Source organism: Enterobacter sp. HNDS-6 (assembly GCF_039850505.1).
GTDB classification, from domain to species: domain Bacteria; phylum Pseudomonadota; class Gammaproteobacteria; order Enterobacterales; family Enterobacteriaceae; genus Enterobacter; species Enterobacter kobei.
Map to the genome: position 1 here is coordinate 2,971,834 of NZ_CP156673.1, position 22,875 is coordinate 2,994,708.

Here is a 22,875-nt window from a genome sequence, read left to right on the forward strand (position 1 = left end):
CCTGTGGGAGAGGGCCAGGGTGAGGGCACCAGACCGCAGCGACCCTTTATTCACCCCACCGCAAACTCCCTGTCCAGCCTGCTATACCCCAGCCCATTGATCTTCTTCACCTTAATCTGCACCGGTATGCGCTCTTTCATCGCCTCGACGTGGCTAATGACGCCGATGGTTTTCCCGGTAGCGTTCAGCGCGTCGAGCGCATCCAGTGCGGTATCCAGCGTTTCACTGTCGAGGGTGCCGAATCCTTCATCCAGGAACAGCGAATCGATTCGCGTTTTGTGGCTCACCAGATCGGAAAGCGCCAGCGCCAGCGCCAGGCTGACCAGGAAGCTCTCGCCGCCAGAGAGCGTGCGTGTATCGCGTACGGCATCCGCCTGCCAGGTGTCGACCACTTCCAGCTCCAGCGCATCGCTGGCTTTGCGCTGCAGCAGATAACGCCCGTGCAGGCGATTTAGCTGCTGGTTAGCAAGCCAGACGAGATTATCCAGCGTCAGCCCCTGAGCGAACTTACGGAACTTATCGCCGGTACTGGAGCCGATCAGCGCGTTCAGATAGCCCCAGTCGTCGGCCTGACGCGCGGCCTCTTCAATTTGTTGCATCAACGCCAGCTGATGCTGACGGTTGTCGCTGTCCTGCTTGAGCTGCTGGCGGATCTCGCCCTGATGCGTGGTGTTCTCGCGAAGCTGTTGCGCCAGCTGCTGCAGCTGGATTTGCAAAGTGGATGCATCGGCCTCGAGACCTTCCGGGCGCAGCGCAACATGCGCCTGCAGCTGCTGGTTCGCCTGGCCGGATAGCGCCGTGGCCTGCTGTATCTGGTTTTCCAGCGACTGCTTCAGCTGTTCGAGGCCACGGAGGGTGTCATCATCCAGCAGAGCGGCAATGAACGCCTCCCTGTCGGCAAAACAGCTGGCAGAGAGCGCCGCGGAGAATTGGGTCTGCGACTGTTGCAGGCGCTCTTGCTCCAGCGCCTCCTGTTGCTGCTGGGCGGTAAGCTGGCTTTGCAGCGATACGCATTCATCGTGAATGGCGCGCCAGCCATCAGGAATGGCCGATTCGGTCTCTTCGGTGTGGGTTGCCGGAAGTGTGTCGAGCAACGGCTTCAGAGCGTTGCTGCGTTCCACAAGCACGCCGTGCTGCGTTTGTTTTTCCTGCCACTGCGCGAATTCTCCTTCGCGGGCGTGCAGCCAGGCGGCTTCGTTCCCCTCTTCGGGAACGCTAAGCGACAGCGTGAGCAGGGTGTGTTCCAGCGTCTGGCGTGTCGCCGTCAGCTGCTGCTGATACTGGCGTGCCTGCGCTTCCTGTTCGTTCAGCTGGTTTTGCAGGGTAAGACGCTGGCTGAGCTGATAAAGCTGGCGCTCATAGTGTTCCTGCTCGTTTATCCATGGCGCGATATCTTCCTGAATATTCAATGTGATATTCAGGGACGCGCAGATCTCAAGCCACTCTTTAGTGAGTGCTTGCTCTTCCTCAGACAGGGTCTGCACGTCGCCCGTCTCGCGCTGAATCTGCTGAGCCAGGGCATTAACCTGCCCCAGCACCAGCAGGCCTTCTTCTTTTAGCGCGGCCACCTCTTTTTCCAGCGCATCACGGCGGCGCTGGTTATCCGTCAGCTCAAGCGATTGATATTGCTCAATGGCGGGATGCTCGCAGGAACCGCACAGGGGACAAGGTTTGCCTGCCTCAAGCTGTGAACGATAGCTTTCCAGATCTTTAATTGTCGCTTCACGCTCGCACAGGGCCTTCAGATCCAGATAGTGCTGGTGTTTCTCTTTGTACTGCTGGCGGCGCAGCGTCAACGTTTCATTAAGTTTGCTCTGCTCCGCCTGGGCTTTCTGTACGTTTTCATTGCTCTGGCGCAGGCGCTTTTGCAGCGGCTGATAGCGAGCGTGTAGCGACGTCAGCCGCTGGCGCTGCGTGCGTGACCGGGACTGCTGCTCCATTGCCACGTTGACCTCATCCGCCGTCAGCGTGAGCGTATTTTCCGGCATGTCAGTCAGCTTGTTACGTAACTCAGTCATCCGCGCAGCGTGCGTGGCCAACTGGTTTTTATCGCGGTTAAGCTGTGAGAAGAGCGCGCGCCATCCGGCAATCTCCTGACCCAGCAGGCGATAACGCTCGTGCTCCGCCAGCCACTGCGCCAGCGCCGTCAGTTCAGTATGAAGCTCGGCGTGGGTACGCAGGGCAGTATTACGGATCCGCGCGCGCAGCGCGGTTTTGGCTTGTAAGCGAGTATTTACTTCAATAATTCGCTGCTGGGTTTGCGTCAGACGCGCGGTTTGCTCCTGCTGGTGCGCCCAGAGCGGACGAAGCTGGGCGGCGGGCTGCGCAAGCTGGAGCTTTGCCAGCTCAGGCGCAGCGTCCGTCAGAGCCTGTTGTGCCTGCTGCTGCAATGCGGTGATGCGTTGTTGCTCGCGCACAAGCTCATCATGACGGGTAAGCCACTGAAAATGTTTCTGCTGGTTTTGCTGCTGTGCCAGCAACGTTTTCTCTTCGTCAGTAAGTGCCTGCAAACTTTGCTGTAATTGCTGCTGCTGTTCTTCACTCAGCAGCACGACGCCCGCTGCCTGCGCCTCGCACTTTTCCAGCAGGCTGCGGGCGGCTTTGTGTTTTTCAAACACCATGGCGGAAATCTGGCCGTAGATTTCGGTGCCGGTCAGCTCTTCCAGCAGCTCTGCGCGATCGCTCGGTTTGGCATTCAGGAAGGCGGCAAATTGCCCCTGTGAGAGCAACATTGAACGGGTAAAGCGGCCATAGTCCAGACCGGTGAGCGCGGCGGTTTGCTCCAGCTTGTCCGTGACTTTATCGGCGAGGATTTTGCCATCTTCGCAGCGGGCCAGCTCCACGCGCGGCGCCTGCAGGTTGCCGTCCGGCTGGTTGCGTGCCCGGTTCTGGCTCCAGAAGGCGCGGTAGGCGATGCCTTTTACCTCAAACTCCACTTCCGCCAGACACTCGGCGGTATCTCGCGTCATCAGGTCGTTTTGTGCCTGGGAAACCTTACTCAGGCGCGGCGTTTCGTGATAAAGCGCCAGACAGATGGCGTCGAGCAGGGTGGTTTTACCTGCGCCTGTGGCGCCGGTAATGGCAAACAGCCCGTTGCTGGCAAAGGGTTCAGCGGTAAAGTCAATTTTCCACTCGCCCTTGAGGGAGTTGAGATTTTTCAGACGCAGGCTCAAAATTTTCATGCGTTTTCTTCCTCGTCATTGAGGGCATGCAGGGTATGGGTGAACAGTTCGCTGAGTCTTTCGCGCTTCGCGTCGTCAATATCCTCCTGCAAGAGCCTGCGCTCAAACACCTCTTCTACCCGCAACTCGCTGAGCGTTTCCCGCTGGGCGCTTAACAGAATTTTCTCGCGCTGCTCGCGGCTGCGGCGCACCAGTAAGACCTCTACCGGCAAGTCTTCCGTCAGCGCCTGGATTTTTCGCTGCATATCATGCAGGTAGTCATCCGTAGTGATTTCGATATCCAGCCAGACGGGGGGATTAAGCGCGGTGCCGCGCCACTGTTCAAGCTGAGCGGTGATGGCCTCCAGATCGCCTTTCAGCACCGCCAGCGGCTGGGTGACCGGCACCTCCAGCGTCTCGACGGCACTGAGTTTGCCCTCGCTGAAGCTCACCAGATGCACGGATTTGGCTTTGCCGGTTTCATCGAAACTGAGCGAAATAGGGGATCCGCAGTAGCGAATATGCTCGCAGCCGCCGATAACCTGGGCGCGGTGAATATGCCCGAGCGCAATGTAGTCCGCAGGCGGGAAGTTCTGCGCCGGAAAGGCGTCCAGCGTGCCGATATAGATGTCACGCACGGCGTCACTTTTACTGGCCCCAACGGTGGTGAGATGCCCGGTCGCAATCACCGGTATCGGCTGTTCGCCACGCAGGTTGCAGGCATCCGCGTGCTGCTGGTGATAATAGTCGGTGATGGCCCGTAATAAATGTTGCTGCTTTTCCGTGCCCGACAGTCCCGCCTGACTTTGTACGATATCGCGCGGGCGTAAAAAGGGGATCGGGCACAGCACTGCCCCCGGCGTACCGTCGCGTTTTTTCAGGATCTGCGGGGCATGCCCGGCGCTGGCGACGACGGTAGTATTGAGAAACGCCAGAATGTCGCGGGATTCATTGAGCGTTGCCACGGAGTCATGGTTACCGGCGACTATCACCAGATGACAGCCGGTCTGCTGCAAGTTCACCACGAAGCGGTTATACAGCTCGCGCGCATAGCTGGGGGGCGACCCCGTATCAAAGATGTCACCCGCGACAATAATCGCATCGACCTCGAGGGCCTGCGCCGTCTCCAGCAGCCAGTTCAGGAACGCTTCATGTTCAGCCGCACGGCTTTTGCTGTAAAAATTTTGACCGAGATGCCAGTCCGAGGTGTGAAGTATGCGCATAGCGGTTCCGTGGCAAAAATGAGAAAGCAGGATTATAAACGTTCAGAGAAGGGAAAATAACCGCTGTAATAAAACAACGGTTTGCCCGCTACCGTGGTAATGTTTTTCATAAATCTGTCATAAATCTGACGCATAATGGCGCCGAATTACAAACGTGTAACTTAATAAGATAAGACAGGGCAAAGTATGGCGAGACGTATTCTGGTCGTAGAAGATGAAGCTCCAATTCGTGAAATGGTGTGCTTCGTGCTCGAGCAAAATGGCTTCCAGCCGGTTGAAGCGGAAGATTATGACAGCGCAGTGAACCAGCTGAATGAACCCTGGCCCGATCTGATTCTGCTGGACTGGATGTTGCCTGGCGGCTCCGGACTGCAGTTTATCAAACACCTGAAGCGTGAGGCATTGACCCGCGACATCCCGGTTGTCATGCTCACGGCGCGCGGAGAGGAAGAGGATCGCGTGCGCGGACTAGAAACCGGCGCGGACGATTACATCACTAAACCGTTCTCCCCAAAAGAGCTGGTCGCCCGCATTAAAGCCGTGATGCGCCGTATTTCACCGATGGCGGTGGAAGAGGTGATAGAGATGCAGGGACTCAGCCTTGACCCTACCTCGCACCGCGTGATGACCGGCGAAAACCCCCTCGATATGGGCCCTACCGAATTTAAACTCCTGCACTTCTTTATGACTCACCCGGAACGCGTATACAGCCGCGAGCAGTTGCTGAATAACGTCTGGGGAACTAACGTGTATGTCGAAGACCGGACGGTTGACGTACATATTCGCCGCCTGCGAAAAGCGCTGGAACTGAGCGGCCACGATCGCATGGTACAGACGGTCCGCGGCACGGGTTATCGTTTTTCGACCCGTTTCTGAACAATGACAGGAGTGTGACGCGTGCTGGAACGTCTGTCATGGAAAAGGCTCGTCTTTGAACTGATCTTATGCTGTATTCCTGCCTTCATTCTTGGGGCCTTTCTCGGACATCTGCCGTGGTTTCTGCTGGCGTCGGTCACCGGGCTGCTGATCTGGCATTTCTGGAACCTGCTGCGCCTCTCCTGGTGGCTGTGGGTTGACCGCAGTATGACCCCACCGCCGGGCAGCGGCAGCTGGGAGCCCCTGCTGTACGGCCTGCACCAGATGCAGATGCGTAATAAAAAGCGCCGTCGCGAGCTGGGAAGCCTGATTAAGCGTTTTCGCAGCGGGGCGGAGTCGTTGCCGGATGCGGTCATCCTGACCACTGAAGAAGGCACCATCTTCTGGTGTAACGGCCTGGCGCAACAGCTGCTGGGCCTTCGCTGGCCGGACGATAACGGTCAGAACATCCTTAACCTTTTACGCTATCCCGAATTCACGCTGTATCTGAAAAAGCGTGATTTTACCCGCCCGCACAATCTGAAGCTCAACAATGGTCGCCATCTGGAAATCCGCGTGATGCCTTACAGCGATAAGCAGTGGCTGATGGTGGCGCGCGATGTTACCCAAATGCACCAGCTTGAGGGCGCGCGCCGTAATTTCTTTGCGAACGTCAGCCACGAACTGCGTACTCCGTTGACCGTGCTTCAGGGCTATCTGGAGATGATGCAGGAGCAAACGCTGGAAGGTGCGCCGCGTGAAAAAGCGCTGCATACCATGCGCGAGCAAACGCATCGCATGGAAGGGCTGGTGAAGCAACTGCTGACGCTCTCGAAGATTGAGGCGGCGCCTACCCTTGCGCTGAATGACACGATAGATGTGCCGATGATGCTGCGGGTCGTGGAGCGTGAAGCGCAGACGTTAAGCCACAAAAAGCATCACCTGACCTTCGAGGTCGACAGCACGCTAAAGGTGCTGGGCAGTGAGGATGAGCTTCGTAGCGCCATATCTAACCTGGTGTACAACGCAGTGAACCATACGCCGGAAGGAACGGATATTATGGTGCGCTGGAACCGTACCCCTACGGGCGCCGAGTTTAGCGTGGAAGATAACGGGCCGGGGATCGCACCGGAGCATATCCCGCGTCTGACCGAACGCTTCTACCGCGTGGATAAAGCGCGGTCGCGGCAAACAGGGGGGAGCGGCCTGGGGCTGGCGATTGTGAAGCACGCGGTAAATCACCACGAAAGCCGACTTGATATTCAGAGTACGCTGGGGAAAGGAACCCGCTTCAGTTTCGTTATTCCGGAACGATTAATTGCCAAAAAGACCGCCTGAGGGCAGGTGTGTCATTTTCCCTTTCCACGGGTCAGCGTCTGCTGGCCCGTTTGCTTTGCAGTCAAGCGAAACGCGGATGAATAATATACGGCTGGGTGTTTTTTGTTCGCATGATTAGCCATGAGTTTTTCCTGTAAATAGCGTATTGTGCTGGCGTGTATTTTCATGCTGGCATATTGTTCTGGTTTTGAGATCCCACCTTGCCTTTAAACGTTATAAGCGTTTAAATTGCCCCCCAGATACTGTCAGACCGACTGTATTTGCGTGGTAAATCGAAAAACTATTCTTCTCCACGCCAGGACGGGAGCATTTCCCGCTGAAATTGAGCAATTTTTCGGCTGTATCGTCCCGTCAGGGAAAACGAAAATCTCAATATTTTCAACACCACATCCACAGGCAGTAAGGTTTTATGACCCATCACTTAAAATCGCGTGACATCATCGCGCTGGGCTTTATGACATTTGCGCTGTTCGTTGGCGCAGGCAACATTATTTTCCCTCCAATGGTTGGCTTACAGGCGGGTGAACACGTCTGGACCGCTGCGTTTGGTTTCCTGATTACTGCCGTGGGTCTACCGGTACTGACCGTCGTCGCGCTGGCGAAAGTCGGTGGCGGCGTGGACAGCCTCAGCACGCCGATTGGCAAAGTCGCAGGTGTTCTGCTGGCCACCGTCTGCTATCTGGCCGTGGGCCCGCTGTTTGCCACCCCGCGCACGGCGACCGTTTCCTTTGAAGTGGGGATTGCTCCGCTGACCGGCGACGGCCCGATGCCGCTGTTTATCTACAGCCTGGTCTACTTCGCGATTGTCATTCTGGTCTCCCTCTATCCGGGCAAACTGCTGGATACCGTGGGTAACTTCCTGGCGCCGCTGAAAATTATCGCCCTGATCGTTCTCGCCGTGGCCGCTATCATCTGGCCAGCAGGCCCGATCAGCGACGCAATGGACGCCTATAAAAACGCCGCGTTCTCTAACGGTTTTGTGAACGGCTACCTGACGATGGATACGCTGGGCGCAATGGTGTTTGGTATTGTTATCGTTAACGCCGCGCGTTCCCGCGGTGTGACCGAAGCGCGTCTGCTGACCCGCTATACCATCTGGGCTGGCCTGATGGCTGGTGTGGGTCTGACGCTGCTGTATCTGGCGCTGTTCCGCCTGGGCTCTGATAGCGCCATGCTGGTTGATCAGAACGCGAACGGTGCGGCTATTCTGCACGCTTACGTCCAGCACACCTTCGGTGGTGCGGGCAGTATGCTGCTGGCGGCGCTGATTTTCCTGGCGTGTCTGGTGACCGCTGTGGGCCTGACCTGCGCCTGTGCTGAGTTCTTTGCGCAGTATCTGCCGCTCTCTTACCGCACCCTGGTGTTTATCCTCGGTATCTTCTCCATGGCGGTGTCCAACCTCGGTCTGAGCCACCTGATTCAGGTCTCTATTCCGGTGCTGACGGCCATCTATCCGCCGTGCATCGTGCTGGTGGTGCTGAGCTTCACCCGTCCGTGGTGGAATAACTCCTCACGAATTATTGCGCCAGCCATGTTTATCAGCCTGATTTTTGGTATCCTTGACGGGATTAAAGCATCAGCGTTCGCCGCGATTCTGCCCGCCTGGACACAGCGTCTGCCGCTGTCCGAGCAGGGCCTGGCCTGGCTGATGCCTACCGTTGTTGCACTGGTTCTGGCGATTATCTGGGACCGTGCTGCAGGGCGCCAGGTTGCATCTAACGCCCATTAATCAACGGCAACAAACTGTTTAACCACGGGGCTTAAGGCCCCGTGGTTTTTTGTTTTTTCGTGTTGAATGGCAAGATTTTAATGGAAAGCACTAACAAACTTAAACGTGGTCTCAGCACACGCCACATCCGCTTTATGGCGCTGGGCTCTGCGATTGGTACCGGTCTTTTTTATGGCTCGGCAGATGCCATCAAAATGGCCGGTCCAAGCGTTCTGCTGGCCTACATCATCGGCGGCGTGGCGGCGTATATCATCATGCGCGCCCTCGGAGAGATGTCGGTTCACAATCCTTCTGCCAGTTCGTTTTCGCGCTATGCGCAGGAAAACCTCGGACCGCTGGCCGGGTTTATCACTGGCTGGACCTACTGCTTTGAAATTTTGATTGTGGCCATTGCCGATGTGACGGCGTTTGGTATCTATATGGGCGTCTGGTTCCCGACGGTGCCGCACTGGATCTGGGTGCTGAGCGTGGTGCTGCTCATCTGCGCCGTCAACCTGATGAGCGTGAAGGTGTTCGGCGAACTTGAGTTCTGGTTCTCCTTCTTCAAGGTCGCCACCATTATCATCATGATTGTGGCCGGTTTTGGCATCATCCTCTGGGGGATTGGCAACGGCGGTCAGCCGACCGGGATCCATAACCTCTGGAGCAACGGGGGCTTCTTCAGCAACGGCTGGCTCGGGATGGTGATGTCGCTGCAGATGGTGATGTTCGCCTACGGCGGTATTGAAATTATTGGTATCACCGCCGGGGAAGCGAAAGACCCTGAGAAATCCATTCCACGTGCCATCAACTCCGTGCCGATGCGTATTCTGGTGTTCTATGTGGGCACGCTGTTCGTGATTATGTCCATCTACCCGTGGAACCAGGTCGGTACCAACGGTAGCCCGTTTGTGCTGACCTTCCAGCATATGGGCATTGCGTTTGCTGCCAGCATTCTGAACTTCGTGGTGCTGACCGCGTCGCTTTCCGCGATCAACAGTGACGTCTTTGGCGTGGGCCGTATGCTACACGGCATGGCGGAGCAGGGCAGTGCGCCGAAGGTGTTCGCTAAAACCTCCCGCCGCGGCACGCCGTGGGTGACGGTGGTGGTCATGACCGTTGCGCTGCTGTTCTCGGTTTACCTGAACTACATCATGCCGGAGAACGTCTTCCTGGTGATTGCGTCGCTGGCGACCTTCGCGACCGTGTGGGTGTGGATCATGATCCTGCTGTCGCAGATTGCGTTCCGCCGTCGCCTGTCGCCGGAAGAGGCGAAAGCGCTGAAGTTTAAAGTCCCGGGTGGCGTTGCTACAACCGTCGTCGGGCTGATCTTCCTGGTGTTTATCATTGGCCTGATTGGCTACCATCCGGATACCCGAATTTCCCTCTACGTGGGCTGTGCGTGGATCGTCCTGCTGCTGGTTGGCTGGGTGTTTAAATGCCGCCGCGATCGCCAACTGGCAGAAGCGCAGTAATTTTTTTATTCCCTCTCCCTGTGGGAGAGGGTTAGGGTGAGGGCATCAGGCAGCACTGATCCCTCCTCCCCCGTCCTCCTCCCCCAATAAATCACGTCATGGTGAGCTATCCTTAACCACCCTGTGGCAAGGTGACGTCAATTTCATCAAAGGGGATTCGTGATGTTAAATGCCTGGCACCTTCCGGTTGCCCCATTTGTTAAGCAAAACAAAGACAACCTTGTGATTACGCTCTGGCTGGCGGGGGAAAATCAGCCTGAACGCGTGACGCTCCGCGCCGAAATTGATAATGAAGAGACCGGGCTGAAAATGCACAAGCTGCGCAGCCAGCCGCAGCCGGGGATCACCGCCTGGCGGGCGAATATCGATTTGCGTAGCGGGCAGCCGCGCCGCCGTTATAGCTTCAAGCTGCTGTGGAGCCATCGTCAGCTGTGGTTTACCCCGCAGGGGTTTAGCCGGTTCCCGCCCGCACGGCTGGAACAGTTTGCCGTTGATTATCCGGATAGTGGACCGCAGTGGGTAAACGATCAGGTCTTTTACCAGATTTTCCCGGACCGCTTTGCGCGTAGCGAAAAACGCACTGCCGACCAGGATAAGGTCTATCACCACCACGCGGCGGGCCACGACATTATCCTGAAAAAATGGGATGAGCCGGTGACGGCGCAGGCGGGCGGCTCGACGTTTTACGGCGGCGATCTCGACGGCATCAGCGAAAAGCTGCCGTACCTGAAAAAACTGGGCGTGACGGCGCTGTACCTCAACCCGGTGTTTAAAGCCCCGAGCGTACATAAATACGATACACAGGATTATCGCCACGTTGACGCGCAGTTTGGCGGGGACGAGGCACTGCTGCGCCTGCGAGAGAACACCCTTAAGGAAGGCATGCGCCTGATTCTGGACGGCGTGTTTAACCACAGCGGAGATTCGCACGCCTGGTTTGACCGTCATAACCAGTCGATGGGCGGAGCATGTCATAACCCGGACTCGCCGCAGCGTGACTGGTACAGCTTTAATGAGGAGGGGCGTGCCCTGGACTGGCTGGGCTACCCCAGTCTGCCGAAGCTGGATTTCCAGTCATCAACGCTGGTTAATGAGATTTACGGCGGCGAAGACAGCATCGTCCGCCACTGGCTGAACGCCCCGTGGAATATGGACGGCTGGCGTCTGGACGTCGTACATATGCTGGGTGAAGCGGGTGGGGCGCGAAATAACCTGCATCACGTCGGCGGGATCACGCGCTCGGCAAAAGCGGCCCGGCCTGAAGCGTTCGTGTTTGGCGAACACTTTGGCGACGCGCGCCAGTGGCTGCAAAACGATGCCGAAGATGCGGCGATGAACTATCGCGGTTTTACCTTCCCGCTATGGGGTTTCCTGGCGAATACCGATATCTCCTACGATCCGAACCACATTGACGCCGAAACCTGCACAGCGTGGATGGATAACTACCGCGCCGGGCTGTCTCATCAGCAGCAGCTGAGGATGTTTAACCAGCTTGATAGTCACGATACCGCACGCTTTAAATCCCTGCTCGGCAAGGATGTGGCGCGTCTGCCGCTGGCGGTCACCTGGCTTTTCACCTGGCCGGGCGTACCGTGTATCTACTACGGAGATGAAGTGGGACTGGACGGCAACAACGATCCGTTCTGTCGCAAAACCTTCCCATGGGCGCCAGAAAAACAGGACAAGGTACTGTTCAGCCTCTATCAGCGGCTGGCGAAGCTGCGTAAACAGAGTCTAGCCCTGCGCTACGGCGGCTGCCAGGTGGTGTACGCCCACGATAACGTGGTGGTCTTTGTCCGCGTCTATAACCAGCAGCGAGTGCTGGTGGCTATCAACCGGGGCGAGGCTTGTGAAGTGGTGCTGGATGATTCCCCGCTGTTGAAGGTGGCTACGTGGAAGAATAAAGAGGGCAAGGCGACGATTCAGGACGGCGTGCTGGCGCTGCCGGCGATATCCGCGACGATCTGGGTCGGTAGCTAACGCGACGGTAAATGTTTCCACCTTTAAGATGGCGCAAATGCAACGATTTGTGTCAATCTTAACGAATAGTTTACGGTGAAGGTGGAAACATGGACGAGCTCTACATCCTTGGCTGTTTGTTACTGGTTTTTGCGCTGGTGGTTGCGCCCGTGCTTGCCGTTATTGGCTTTAATCGGAGCACGGCGGCGCGGCAGGAGATCGCCAGGCTTCGCCAGCGCATTGAAGCGCTTGAGCAGCGTGGTGCCGCTGAGATAGCGCCGGAGACGGCGCAGACCGCCGCGCCGGTGGTTGTGACCGCGCCAGTGGTGGAGCACACTCCCGCACCTGTCGACCCCTGGCGTCCGGACGCCCGCGTGCCCAAGGCTGAACCCGCTCCCGTTTCCGCTCCTGCCCCTGCGGCAAAACAGCCATCCGCCTTTGGCGGCATACTGACGTCGCTGGTGCGCTGGTTTATGCAGGGAAATCCGCTGGCGAAGCTGGGGATCCTGCTGCTTTTCCTCGGTCTCTCTTTCCTGTTGCGCTACACCGTCGAACATTCCCTGTTCCCGCTTGAGCTGCGCCTGGTGGCGACGGCGCTGTTTGCCATCGTTCTGCTGGCGATTGGCTGGCGACTGCGGCATAAGCAGCCGGTTTATGCGCTTATCCTACAGGGTGGGGCGACGGGCATTCTTTACCTGACGGTCTTTGGTGCCTTCCGGCTCTGGCAAATGTTGCCGATGACGCTGGCTTTTGCGCTGCTGGTAGCGATTTGCGCCGCGAGCGTCGGGCTGGCCGTGCTGCAGAAGGCCTTGAGCCTGGCCATGCTGGCGAGCCTCGGCGGGTATCTGGCACCGCTGCTCCTGTCTACCGGAGGCGGCAACTTTGTGGCGCTGTTCTCTTTCTATCTCCTGCTTTCCATCGGTATTCTCGCCATCAGCATCTGGCAGCACTGGCGCGAGCTCAATCTGCTCGGTCTGCTTTTTACGTTTGGCGTGGGTGGCCTCTGGGGGCTGAGCGACTATCAGCCTGAACACTATTGGGTGTGCCAGCTGTTCCTGATTGCCAATACGCTGATATTCGGCGTGCTGTGCGTGGCGCTGTCGCTGCGGGCGCAGGAAAAAGGGAAACAGATTATTGACGGCGTACTGCTGTTTGCTCCGCCGCTGATTGGCTTCGGGATGCAGTACGGCATGACCCGGCACTGGGAATATGGCCCGGCGCTGAGCGCGCTCGGATATGGGGCATTTTATCTTTCCCTTGCGTTCCTCGCGCTGCGGCGCTATCCGTCCATCGGACGACCACTGGTCATGGCGGCGCTGGCCATCGGCGGCGGGTTCGCTACGCTCGCCATTCCGCTGGCACTCTCGGCGCGCTGGACGGCGATGGCCTGGGCGCTGGAGGGGCTGGGTATCCTCTGGCTGGGCATGCAGCAGAACCAGCGTCGTATGAGCTATAGCGGGACGGCGCTGCTGGTGCTGGCACTCGGCAGCGCGCTGTGGGCGCAAATGGACGGCGTGACGTCGCTGAGCCTTCTCCTTATCTTCGCCATCCTCAGCCTTTGCTGGCTGGCTGCGGCGTGGCTATGGCGCAAAAGTGTTCTGCCGGTCAGTTGGGCGTTGTTGGCAGGCGGCCTGTTGTTCTGGATCGTGGCGCTATTGGGTGCCTCGCAACGGGTGCTGAAACAAGAATTACCTGTTCTGGCAGGCGTGCTGGCGCTCTCGGCCGTCTCGGTCTGGGGCTGGCGCCAGGCTGCCGCTCGTCTGGCGTGGCGGGAGCTGGATGCCAGCAAATGGCTGCTGTGGCCACTGATGCTGGTGATGGTGGTTTACCAGCTTTTGCATCAGCAGATCGTTGCCGCTGGCTGGTCAAATCTGGCCTGGTGCATTGCACTTCCTGCCGCATTGATGCTGCTGCGACGTGACGGTGAAAGACTGCTGCCGCGCATCGCGATGGGGCTGCACCTGACGCTTTGCTGGATGATTTTACTGGCGCTGGCGGCTGAGCTTTACTGGTTTGCTCGCGCGCTACCGTGGGGCATGGCGGCGTGGGGCAGTGGACTGGCGATGGCGGCTGGGGGCGGCGTGATAATGGCGCTTTCCGCGGCGGTGCGTCGCCGCGCGTGGCCGTTCGGGGAGTGGCCTGCGCTCTATACCTGCCTGGCGCCGATCCCTGTCGTCGTGGCGCTGCTGGTGCTGCTGGTCGTGACCAATTTCCAGGACGGCGTCGTTTACCGGCAAATCTGGCTGCCGCTGGTGAACCCGCTTGAGGAAGGCGCGGCATTCGCGCTGCTGGGGCTGGTGGTCTTTTATCGGGCAGTGGATCGCTACTATCCCGCGTTGCTTGCTCAGGCTCGCCCGTGGCCTGCCGTTGCTATCATGGCGTTTGGCTTCTGGTGGCTTAACGGGGCGCTGATGCGCGCTCTGGCCTGGTATGGGGATGTGGCCTGGAATATGGCGTCGCTGTGGGATTCGCGGCTTATTCAGACCACGTTTGCCCTGTTCTGGATGCTGATCGCGCTGGTGGCCATGGTCCATGCTACCCGCCGGGCCTCCCGCCAGGAGTGGCTCTGCGGGGCCGCCTTGCTGGGGGTCGTGATGGTTAAACTGATGCTGGTGGACAGCGCAGGCGGAGGCGGCCTGTCCCGTGCCGTGGCGTTTATCGGCGTGGCGATACTGGTCCTGATCGTGGGGTATTTCTCGCCACTACCGCCTAAAACTGGAGATGAAAAATGAAATGGATGAAAGCGGTAGTCTGTACCACGCTGCTGGCGCTATCGGGCATGGCGTTCTGCGACGAGATACAAACGGAATCGCCGCGGGATTATGCCTTTGGTCGTTCACTGGAAACGTCGGTTCCTTCCCAGTGGTATCGGGTATTGCTGCCGCTCGCCGTCTATGAACAGAGCACCTCCCCGAATCTGGACGATGTCCGCGTCTTTAATCAGTCGGGTGAGCCGGTTCCCTTCAGCCTGGTCACCGCGACGCGCCCGCAGGTGGTGGCGCAATCCACGGTGCTGCGTCTTTTTCCTCTGGACGCCTCACCGCTTGCCGCGGCGCCAGATGCCGGTGATAGCAATAAGATCCTGCTCCGTTCCGGAAATGGCGTTGAGATTGTGCTCGAAGGGCAGAAAGCTGCCGTGGCCGGGCAACATTATCTGCTGACCTTGCCAGAGCAGGCGACGGGTGAGATGGCTATATCCCAGCTGCAGCTGCTCTGGAATCCCCCTCAGACGTCGTGGCAGGGAACGGCGTCGGTCTATTACAGCGAGGATTTGAAGCGCTGGTATACCCTACGCGAGGATATGCCCTTGCTGGACGTCGTCAGTGGCCAGGATCGCATTAAGCTCGATCGGATCGATACCGATACGGTTTTATCTCCTGATGCGAATCGCTATCTCATGGTGGTGCTGAATACGCAGAGCCAGGGCATGACCTTGACCGGCGTAAACGCGATTAGCGCCCCTGCGCAGATGGCTCCGGAAGCGATCGACCTGGAGGGGGAAGGGGAACAGCTATCGACAAGCGAAGCGCAGTGGCACTGGGCGCACCCGCAGCCATTGAGCGCGGTCAGCTTCTTGCTGAATGGCGACGGCGTTCTGCCCGTGGAGATCGCGTGGCGAAGTACGGAAAAAGACACATGGCACCCCCTGAAAAAAGAGGTTCTTTACCGCCTGGAGGGCAAAACGTCTGCGCCGGTTTCGCTTAACGGAGAGCGGGTCCAGGCGGTAAAAATCACGACGCTGAATGCGCGTCTGCCTGAATACCTTCCGAACGTCATAGGGCATCGCGACCGCGTTGATCTGGTGTTTAACGCGCAGGGGAAAGCACCGTACGTGCTCGCCTGGGGAAACGGGGCGGCAAAACCAGCAAACCTGGAGCCAGACATGCTGATCCCCGCCGACCTGCGCAAAACCTATGATATGGCGAATCTGCCGCAGGCCGATATTGTGGATGATGTCGCGTTGGGCGGTGAGGCGCGTTTAACCGCCACTTCTGCGGGCGAGCAGGAGAGCCGGATGAACGCGCTGCTGGTGTGGAGCGTGCTGATTGTGGGCGTGATCCTGCTGGCGCTCATGGCCTGGCGTATCTGGCGAGAGACGCAGCGTAAAGCATAAAAAAAGGCCCGCATGTGCGGGCCTTCTTCGTAAACCGTGCCGATTACAGGCTGGATACGTTCTCAGACAGGTATTTTGCTACGCCGTCTGGGGAAGCAGCCATACCTTCTTTACCTTTTTCCCACTGAGCCGGGCACACTTCGCCGTGCTCTTCGTGGAACTGCAGCGCGTCAACCATGCGCAGCATTTCGTCGATGTTACGACCCAGCGGCAGATCGTTAACAACCTGGTGACGAACGATGCCGTTTGCGTCGATCAGGAAAGAACCGCGCAGTGCAACGCCAGCGTCCGGATGTTCGATACCGTAAGCCTGCTGGATTTCGCGTTTGATGTCCGCAACCATTGCGTATTTCACCGCACCGATGCCGCCTTTGTCGACAGGGGTGTTACGCCATGCGTTGTGTACAAATTCAGAGTCGAAGGAGACGCCAACCACTTCCACGCCACGCTTCTGGAATTCTTCATAACGTTTGTCGAAGGCGATCAGCTCAGACGGGCAAACGAAGGTGAAGTCCATTGGCCAGAAGAACAGAACGGTCGCTTTACCGTTGGTGTGCTGTTTGAAGTTGAAGTTTTCAACGATTTCACCGTTGCCCAGAACTGCTGCAGCTGTAAAATCCGGAGCCGGACGAGTTACCAGAACCATATGATTCTCCTGTAGATACTAAGGTTATTTGGAACGCAACGCGAGCCAGTATAGAGAGTGTTCATGGATAAGACAAAGAGGTGGTGACAATCGTTCCGCCAGCTTTTACCTATCAATGTAAATCTGTCACAGCTGTTTGTTTTTCGCTTGCGCCATCATGCGCGGATAGAACTGCCAGAATTGCGTCTCCAGCGCGTCATAGTGTGCATCCAGGTCATACCAGGAGTCACGCAGCGCATCCAGACGCGGCCGGCGGCTGGCCATGCCATTCAGGACGTTCTGGATAAAAGCCATCTCACCATAGCGCTCCAGCCAGCGTTCTGACCACAAATAGTTGTTCAGATTGACAAAGCGCGGCGGTGAGTCGGGCAAAATGACCGACACCTGTGCATGGGCGTAGCGCACAAACTCTGGCAACGGTAGCGACGGGGAGAGCTGTTCCCAGTGGCGAGACAGGAAATGGTCCCACATCACATCCAGCGTGATCGGCGCAACGCGGCGAGTCTCAGGGCGGAACCACGCTTTGGCTTCCGTGACCTCGGGCAGGTTATCGGTGATGACATCAATGCGGCGGTGCATAAAGATGCCGTCGACAACCTCAGGGGAATAGTCTTCTGCAGGGTTGCCGCGCACGAAATCGGCCAGCAAATTGCCGGAAAGGGAGCTGTCAGCGAGGTGAGCGAGATGCAGGTGAGCGAGAAAATTCATGCGTTTTATTTGTCCGGGGGCGGCTAATTGTTGCAGCAAAAGGGTGTGAGCACTAGACTATGCCGCCTGTTTTTAAGTCACGAGTATACGTCATGCGCGTCGCCGATTTCTCCTTTGAACTACCTGAATCCCTGATTGCTCACTATCCCATGCCTGAGCGCAGCAGCTGTCGCTTACTGTCGCTGGATGGGCCAACGGGCGAGCTGACGCACGGTACTTTCACCGATTTGCTCGACAAGCTCAACCCTGGCGATCTGCTGGTCTTTAATAACACCCGCGTGATCCCGGCGCGTCTGTTTGGCCGTAAGGCCAGCGGCGGCAAGATTGAAGTGCTGGTCGAACGTATGCTCGATGATAAACGTATTCTGGCACATATTCGCGCCTCTAAAGCGCCGAAGCCGGGCGCAGAACTGCTGCTGGGCGATGACGAGAGCATTAAAGCGACCATGACTGCGCGTCACGACGCGCTGTTTGAGGTGGAATTCCAGGACGAGCGCACGGTCCTCGATATCCTTAACGCCATCGGCCATATGCCGCTGCCACCGTATATTGAACGCCCGGACGAAGAGGCCGATCGCGAGCTGTACCAGACCGTCTACAGCCAGAAACCTGGCGCGGTCGCGGCGCCGACGGCGGGCCTGCACTTTGATGAACCGCTGCTGGAAAAACTGCGCGCGAAGGGCGTTGAGATGGCGTTCGTGACGCTGCACGTCGGCGCGGGTACGTTCCAGCCGGTACGCGTAGACAGCATTGAAGACCACATCATGCACTCTGAGTATGCCGAAGTGCCTCAGGAGGTGGTGGACGCGGTGCTGGCGGCGAAAGCGCGCGGAAACCGCGTGGTTGCGGTAGGCACGACTTCAGTCCGTTCGCTGGAGAGCGCTGCACAGGCCGCGAAAACGGGTCTCATCGAGCCGTTCTTTGGCGATACGCAGATCTTTATCTACCCGGGCTACCAGTACAAAGTCATTGATGCGCTGGTGACCAACTTCCATCTGCCTGAATCGACGCTGATTATGCTGGTTTCCGCGTTTGCGGGTTATCAGCATACGATGAATGCTTACAAGTCTGCGGTAGAACAAAAATATCGCTTTTTTAGCTACGGGGACGCGATGTTTATCACGTACAATCCGCAGGCTTTGAATGAGCGTGTCGGGGAATAAGTCCGCGGCACCGTATGACAACGTTGGACTGTTTTTCTGACGTCGGAGAAAAAATGAAATTTGAACTCGATACCACCGATGGCCGCGCGCGTCGCGGTCGTCTGGTGTTTGATCGCGGCGTGGTGGAAACCCCCGCATTTATGCCTGTGGGTACGTACGGCACCGTAAAAGGGATGACGCCGGAAGAAGTTGAAGCCACTGGCGCACAGATTATCCTCGGTAACACCTTCCACCTGTGGCTGCGCCCGGGTCAGGAGATCATGAAGCTGCACGGTGACCTGCACGACTTCATGCAGTGGAAAGGCCCAATCCTGACCGATTCCGGCGGTTTCCAGGTCTTCAGCCTGGGGGATATCCGCAAGATCACCGAGCAGGGCGTTCACTTCCGTAACCCGATCAACGGCGATCCGATTTTCCTCGATCCAGAAAAGTCGATGGAGATTCAGTACGATCTCGGTTCTGACATCGTGATGATCTTCGACGAATGTACGCCATACCCGGCTGACTGGGACTACGCGAAACGCTCTATGGAGATGTCTCTGCGTTGGGCGAAGCGTAGCCGCGACCGTTTTGACTCCCTGCAGAACAAAAATGCGCTGTTCGGCATTATCCAGGGCAGCGTTTACGAAGATTTACGCGATATCTCCGTTAAAGGTCTGGTAGAGATAGGTTTTGATGGCTACGCTGTCGGCGGTTTGGCTGTGGGTGAGCCGAAGGAAGATATGCACCGCATTCTGGAGCATGTCTGCCCGCAAATCCCGGCGGATAAACCACGATACCTGATGGGTGTGGGTAAACCAGAAGATCTGGTGGAAGGCGTACGTCGCGGCATCGATATGTTCGACTGCGTCATGCCAACCCGTAACGCACGTAACGGTCATCTGTTCGTGACTGACGGCGTGGTGAAAATCCGTAACGCGAAGCATAAGAGTGACACCAGCCCGCTCGATTCCGAGTGCGATTGCTATACCTGTCGCAATTATTCCCGCGCGTATCTGCATCATCTCGATCGTTGCAACGAGATTTTGGGCGCGCGTCTCAATACCATTCATAATCTTCGTTATTATCAGCGCTTAATGGCTGGTTTACGTAAGGCTATCGAAGAGGGTAAATTAGAGAGCTTCGTGACCGATTTCTACCAACGTCAGGGGCGGGATGTTCCACCGTTGAACGTTGATTAATTTTAATAATGAGGGAATTTGAATGAGCTTTTTTATTTCTGATGCGGTAGCGGCAACAGGTGCTCCGGCGCAGGGCAGCCCGATGTCTCTGATCCTGATGCTGGTTGTGTTCGGTCTGATCTTCTACTTCATGATCCTCCGCCCACAGCAGAAGCGTACCAAAGAGCACAAAAAGCTGATGGACTCCATCGCGAAAGGCGATGAAGTGCTGACCAACGGTGGTCTGGTCGGTCGCGTAACCAAAGTGGCTGAAAGTGGCTACATTGCAATCGCCCTGAACGACACCACTGAAGTGGTTATCAAACGTGACTTCGTAGCTGCCGTTCTGCCGAAAGGCACCATGAAGGCGCTGTAATCCCAACTTTTCCCAAAGGGAACTGCCGTGTTAAACCGTTATCCTTTGTGGAAGTACATCATGCTGGTCGTCGTGATTCTCGTCGGCCTGCTGTACGCGCTTCCCAACCTGTATGGTGAGGATCCGGCCGTTCAAATCACTGGCGCGCGCGGTGTCGCCGCCAGTGAGCAAACGCTGATCCAGGTCCAGAAAACGTTACAAGAAGAAAAAATTACCGCTAAGTCTGTGGCTCTGGAAGAGGGTGCAATTCTTGCTCGCTTCGACACCACCGACACGCAGCTCCGCGCTCGCGAAGCGCTGATGGGCGTGCTGGGTGACAAATATGTCGTGGCGCTTAACCTTGCTCCTGCAACCCCGCGTTGGCTGGCTGCGCTGAACGCAGAGCCGATGAAACTGGGTCTTGACCTGCGTGGTGGTGTTCACTTCCTGATGGAAGTGGATATGGATACCGCGCTCGGCAAGCTGCAGGAACAGAATATCGACAGCCTGCGCAGCGATCTGCGCGACAAAGGCATCCCGTACACTACCGTGCGTAAAGAAGATAACTACGGCATGAGCATCACGTTCCGCGACAGTACGGCGCGCGATAAGGCTGTAGATTACCTGACCCAACGTCACCGTGACCTGGTGATCACCTCTCAGGGCAGCAACCAGCTGCGCGCGGTGATGACCGATGCGCGTCTGAAAGAAGCGCGTGAATATGCCGTTCAGCAGAACATCAACATTCTGCGTAACCGTGTAAACCAACTGGGCGTGGCTGAGCCGCTGGTACAGCGTCAGGGTGCTGACCGTATCGTGGTTGAACTGCCGGGTATTCAGGACACTGCGCGTGCGAAAGAGATTCTGGGTGCGACCGCAACGCTGGAATTCCGTCTGGTTAACGCTAACGTCGATCAGTCCGCTGCCGCAGCAGGCCGTATTCCGGGTGACTCCGAAGTGAAACAGACCCGCGAAGGTCAGCCCGTTGTGCTGTACAAACGCGTCATTCTGACCGGTGACCATATTACCGACTCCACTTCCAGCCAGGACGAATACAACCAGCCGCAGGTTAACATCTCGCTGGATAGCGCGGGTGGTAACATCATGTCTAACTTCACCAAGGACAACATCGGTAAACCGATGGCCACCCTGTTCGTGGAGTACAAAGACAGCGGTAAGAAAGATGCGAACGGTCGTGCAGTGCTGGTGAAAGAGGAAGAGGTGATTAACATCGCCAATATCCAGTCTCGTCTGGGTAACAGCTTCCGTATTACCGGTATTAGCAACCCGAACGAAGCGCGTCAGCTCTCTCTGCTGCTGCGTGCCGGTGCGCTGATTGCGCCAATTCAGATTGTTGAAGAACGTACCATTGGTCCAACGCTGGGCATGCAGAACATCCAACAGGGTCTGGAAGCGTGTCTGGCCGGTCTGGTGGTCTCTATCCTCTTCATGATCTTCTTCTATAAGAAGTTTGGTCTGATTGCGACCAGTGCGCTGGTCGCCAACCTGGTGCTGATCATCGGCATTATGTCCCTGCTGCCAGGGGCGACGCTGACCATGCCGGGGATTGCGGGTATCGTTCTGACCCTTGCGGTGGCGGTCGACGCCAACGTACTGATTAACGAACGTATCAAAGAAGAGTTGAGCAACGGTCGCTCTGTTCAGCAGGCGATTGACGAAGGTTATAAAGGCGCGTTCAGCTCTATTTTCGATGCGAACGTAACAACACTGATTAAGGTTCTTATCCTGTATGCAGTGGGTACTGGCGCGATCAAAGGCTTTGCGATTACTACCGGTATCGGTGTCGCAACGTCAATGTTTACCGCTATTGTCGGCACCCGTGCCATCGTGAACCTGCTGTACGGCGGCAAGCGCGTCAAAAAGCTGTCTATCTGAGGAGTGCGTTGTGGCACAGGAATATACTGTTGAACAATTGAACCATGGCCGTAAAGTCTGGGACTTTATGCGCTGGGACTACTGGGCCTTCGGCATTTCAGGTTTACTGCTGATTCTGTCCATCGTCGTTATGGGCGTGAAAGGCTTTAACTGGGGTCTGGATTTCACCGGTGGTACGGTTATCGAGATCTCCCTGGAAAAACCGGTCGATATGGACCAGATGCGTCTGTCTCTGCAGAAAGCGGGCTTTGAAGAGCCGCTGCTCCAGAACTTCGGCAGCAGCCGTGACATCATGGTGCGTATGCCGCCGGTACACGATGCTAACGGCAGCCAGGAGCTGGGCAGCAAGGTTGTTAACGTGATTAACGAAACAACCAGCCAGAACGCGGCGGTCAAGCGTATTGAGTTTGTCGGCCCGAGCGTGGGTGCGGACCTGGCGCAGACCGGTGCAATGGCGCTGCTGGTGGCGCTGATCTCCATCCTGGTGTACGTCGGTTTCCGCTTCGAGTGGCGACTGGCGGCCGGGGTGGTTATCGCCCTGGCGCACGACGTGGTGATCACCATGGGGGTTCTGTCGCTGTTCCACATTGAGGTTGACCTGACCATCGTGGCATCCCTGATGTCCGTTATCGGTTACTCACTGAACGACAGTATCGTGGTATCTGACCGTATCCGTGAAAACTTCCGTAAGATCCGTCGCGGTACGCCGTACGAAATCTTTAACGTGTCGTTGACCCAGACGCTGCACCGTACCCTGATCACCTCCGGTACCACTTTGATGGTGATCCTGATGCTGTTCCTGTTCGGTGGCCCGGTACTGGAAGGCTTCTCGCTGACCATGCTGATTGGTGTCTCCATTGGTACGGCGTCGTCTATCTACGTCGCATCCGCACTGGCACTGAAACTCGGCATGAAGCGCGAGCACCTGCTCCAGCAGAAGGTTGAGAAAGAAGGGGCGGATCAGCCGTCCATTCTGCCGTAAGGCGTCGAATAGCGTGTTATCGAAATCCCGGTCGGTTGACCGGGATTTTTTTTATCTGCTCCTGACAAACACTCCTGACAGTATGCTGTCAGGAGCCCTGTCGTAGACTCTTTTCGAACCCCAACAACAGTC

The 22,875-nt window shown here is 57.1% G+C and carries 16 protein-coding genes; 12 read left to right on the forward strand and 4 right to left on the reverse strand.

The window, feature by feature from the left end; translation table 11 throughout:
• Positions 1-50: 50 nt before the first annotated feature.
• Complete coding sequence (gene sbcC, locus ABFI50_RS13865) at positions 51-3,182, reverse strand: exonuclease subunit SbcC (protein ID WP_088126511.1); 3,132 nt, start codon at positions 3,180-3,182, stop codon at positions 51-53.
• Positions 3,179-4,384 carry an exonuclease subunit SbcD gene (gene sbcD, locus ABFI50_RS13870; protein ID WP_088126512.1) on the reverse strand — a complete coding sequence of 402 codons (1,206 nt, stop codon included), beginning with the start codon at positions 4,382-4,384 and terminating at the stop codon, positions 3,179-3,181. Before sbcD ends, sbcC begins: the two co-directional genes overlap by 4 nt.
• Before the next feature lie 186 nt (positions 4,385-4,570).
• Here sbcD and phoB point away from each other — a divergent pair, with 186 nt between their 5' ends.
• From phoB to ABFI50_RS13905, 7 genes are all read left to right on the forward strand, one after another.
• Positions 4,571-5,260, forward strand: a complete 690-nt coding sequence (phoB, locus tag ABFI50_RS13875) for a phosphate response regulator transcription factor PhoB (RefSeq protein ID WP_008503265.1) — start codon at positions 4,571-4,573, stop codon at positions 5,258-5,260.
• Between the two features lie 21 nt (positions 5,261-5,281).
• Positions 5,282-6,577, forward strand: coding sequence for a phosphate regulon sensor histidine kinase PhoR (phoR, locus tag ABFI50_RS13880; RefSeq protein WP_045134710.1), 1,296 nt, complete (start codon positions 5,282-5,284; stop codon positions 6,575-6,577).
• Between the two features lie 409 nt (positions 6,578-6,986).
• Positions 6,987-8,306: a branched-chain amino acid transporter carrier protein BrnQ gene (brnQ, locus tag ABFI50_RS13885; RefSeq protein WP_014882744.1), complete on the forward strand. Its 1,320-nt coding sequence runs from the start codon at positions 6,987-6,989 to the stop codon at positions 8,304-8,306.
• A gap of 80 nt (positions 8,307-8,386) precedes the next feature.
• Positions 8,387-9,760, forward strand: coding sequence for a proline-specific permease ProY (gene proY, locus ABFI50_RS13890; protein WP_014882745.1), 1,374 nt, complete (start codon positions 8,387-8,389; stop codon positions 9,758-9,760).
• A 162-nt stretch (positions 9,761-9,922) separates the two neighbouring features.
• Entirely contained in the window at positions 9,923-11,740 is a 1,818-nt protein-coding gene (gene malZ, locus ABFI50_RS13895) for a maltodextrin glucosidase (protein ID WP_347484295.1), read from the forward strand.
• Between the two features lie 89 nt (positions 11,741-11,829).
• A complete protein-coding gene (locus ABFI50_RS13900) occupies positions 11,830-14,451 on the forward strand; it encodes a DUF2339 domain-containing protein (protein ID WP_347484297.1) in 2,622 nt (873 codons plus the stop codon).
• Positions 14,448-15,833 (forward strand): DUF3999 family protein, encoded by a 1,386-nt coding sequence (locus tag ABFI50_RS13905; protein ID WP_047343976.1) that lies wholly within the window; start codon positions 14,448-14,450, stop codon positions 15,831-15,833. The genes ABFI50_RS13900 and ABFI50_RS13905 overlap by 4 nt, the downstream gene beginning before the upstream one ends.
• Positions 15,834-15,876: 43 nt before the next feature.
• Here ABFI50_RS13905 and ABFI50_RS13910 read toward each other — a convergent pair whose 3' ends face one another.
• Together ABFI50_RS13910 and acpH are read right to left on the reverse strand one after the other, a co-directional pair.
• The gene (locus tag ABFI50_RS13910; protein ID WP_008503347.1) at positions 15,877-16,479 is read right to left on the reverse strand and encodes a peroxiredoxin; all 603 of its coding nucleotides are present in this window, start codon (positions 16,477-16,479) and stop codon (positions 15,877-15,879) included.
• Positions 16,480-16,605: 126 nt separating this feature from the next.
• Positions 16,606-17,187, reverse strand: a complete 582-nt coding sequence (acpH, locus tag ABFI50_RS13915; protein ID WP_014882749.1) for an ACP phosphodiesterase — start codon at positions 17,185-17,187, stop codon at positions 16,606-16,608.
• Positions 17,188-17,279: 92 nt separating this feature from the next.
• Here acpH and queA point away from each other — a divergent pair, with 92 nt between their 5' ends.
• The 5 genes from queA to secF are packed head-to-tail and all read left to right on the forward strand — an operon-like array spanning position 17,280 to position 22,743.
• Positions 17,280-18,350 (forward strand): tRNA preQ1(34) S-adenosylmethionine ribosyltransferase-isomerase QueA, encoded by a 1,071-nt coding sequence (queA, locus tag ABFI50_RS13920; RefSeq protein ID WP_014882750.1) that lies wholly within the window; start codon positions 17,280-17,282, stop codon positions 18,348-18,350.
• A 53-nt stretch (positions 18,351-18,403) separates the two neighbouring features.
• The gene (gene tgt / locus ABFI50_RS13925; protein ID WP_003859110.1) at positions 18,404-19,531 is read left to right on the forward strand and encodes a tRNA guanosine(34) transglycosylase Tgt; all 1,128 of its coding nucleotides are present in this window, start codon (positions 18,404-18,406) and stop codon (positions 19,529-19,531) included.
• A 22-nt stretch (positions 19,532-19,553) separates the two neighbouring features.
• Positions 19,554-19,886 carry a preprotein translocase subunit YajC gene (gene yajC / locus ABFI50_RS13930; RefSeq protein ID WP_000007630.1) on the forward strand — a complete coding sequence of 111 codons (333 nt, stop codon included), beginning with the start codon at positions 19,554-19,556 and terminating at the stop codon, positions 19,884-19,886.
• A 27-nt stretch (positions 19,887-19,913) separates the two neighbouring features.
• On the forward strand, positions 19,914-21,761 hold the full coding sequence (gene secD, locus ABFI50_RS13935) for a protein translocase subunit SecD (protein ID WP_347484303.1): 1,848 nt from the start codon (positions 19,914-19,916) through the stop codon (positions 21,759-21,761).
• Between the two features lie 10 nt (positions 21,762-21,771).
• Entirely contained in the window at positions 21,772-22,743 is a 972-nt protein-coding gene (gene secF / locus ABFI50_RS13940; RefSeq protein WP_014882752.1) for a protein translocase subunit SecF, read from the forward strand.
• The last annotated feature ends 132 nt before the right edge of the window (positions 22,744-22,875 follow it).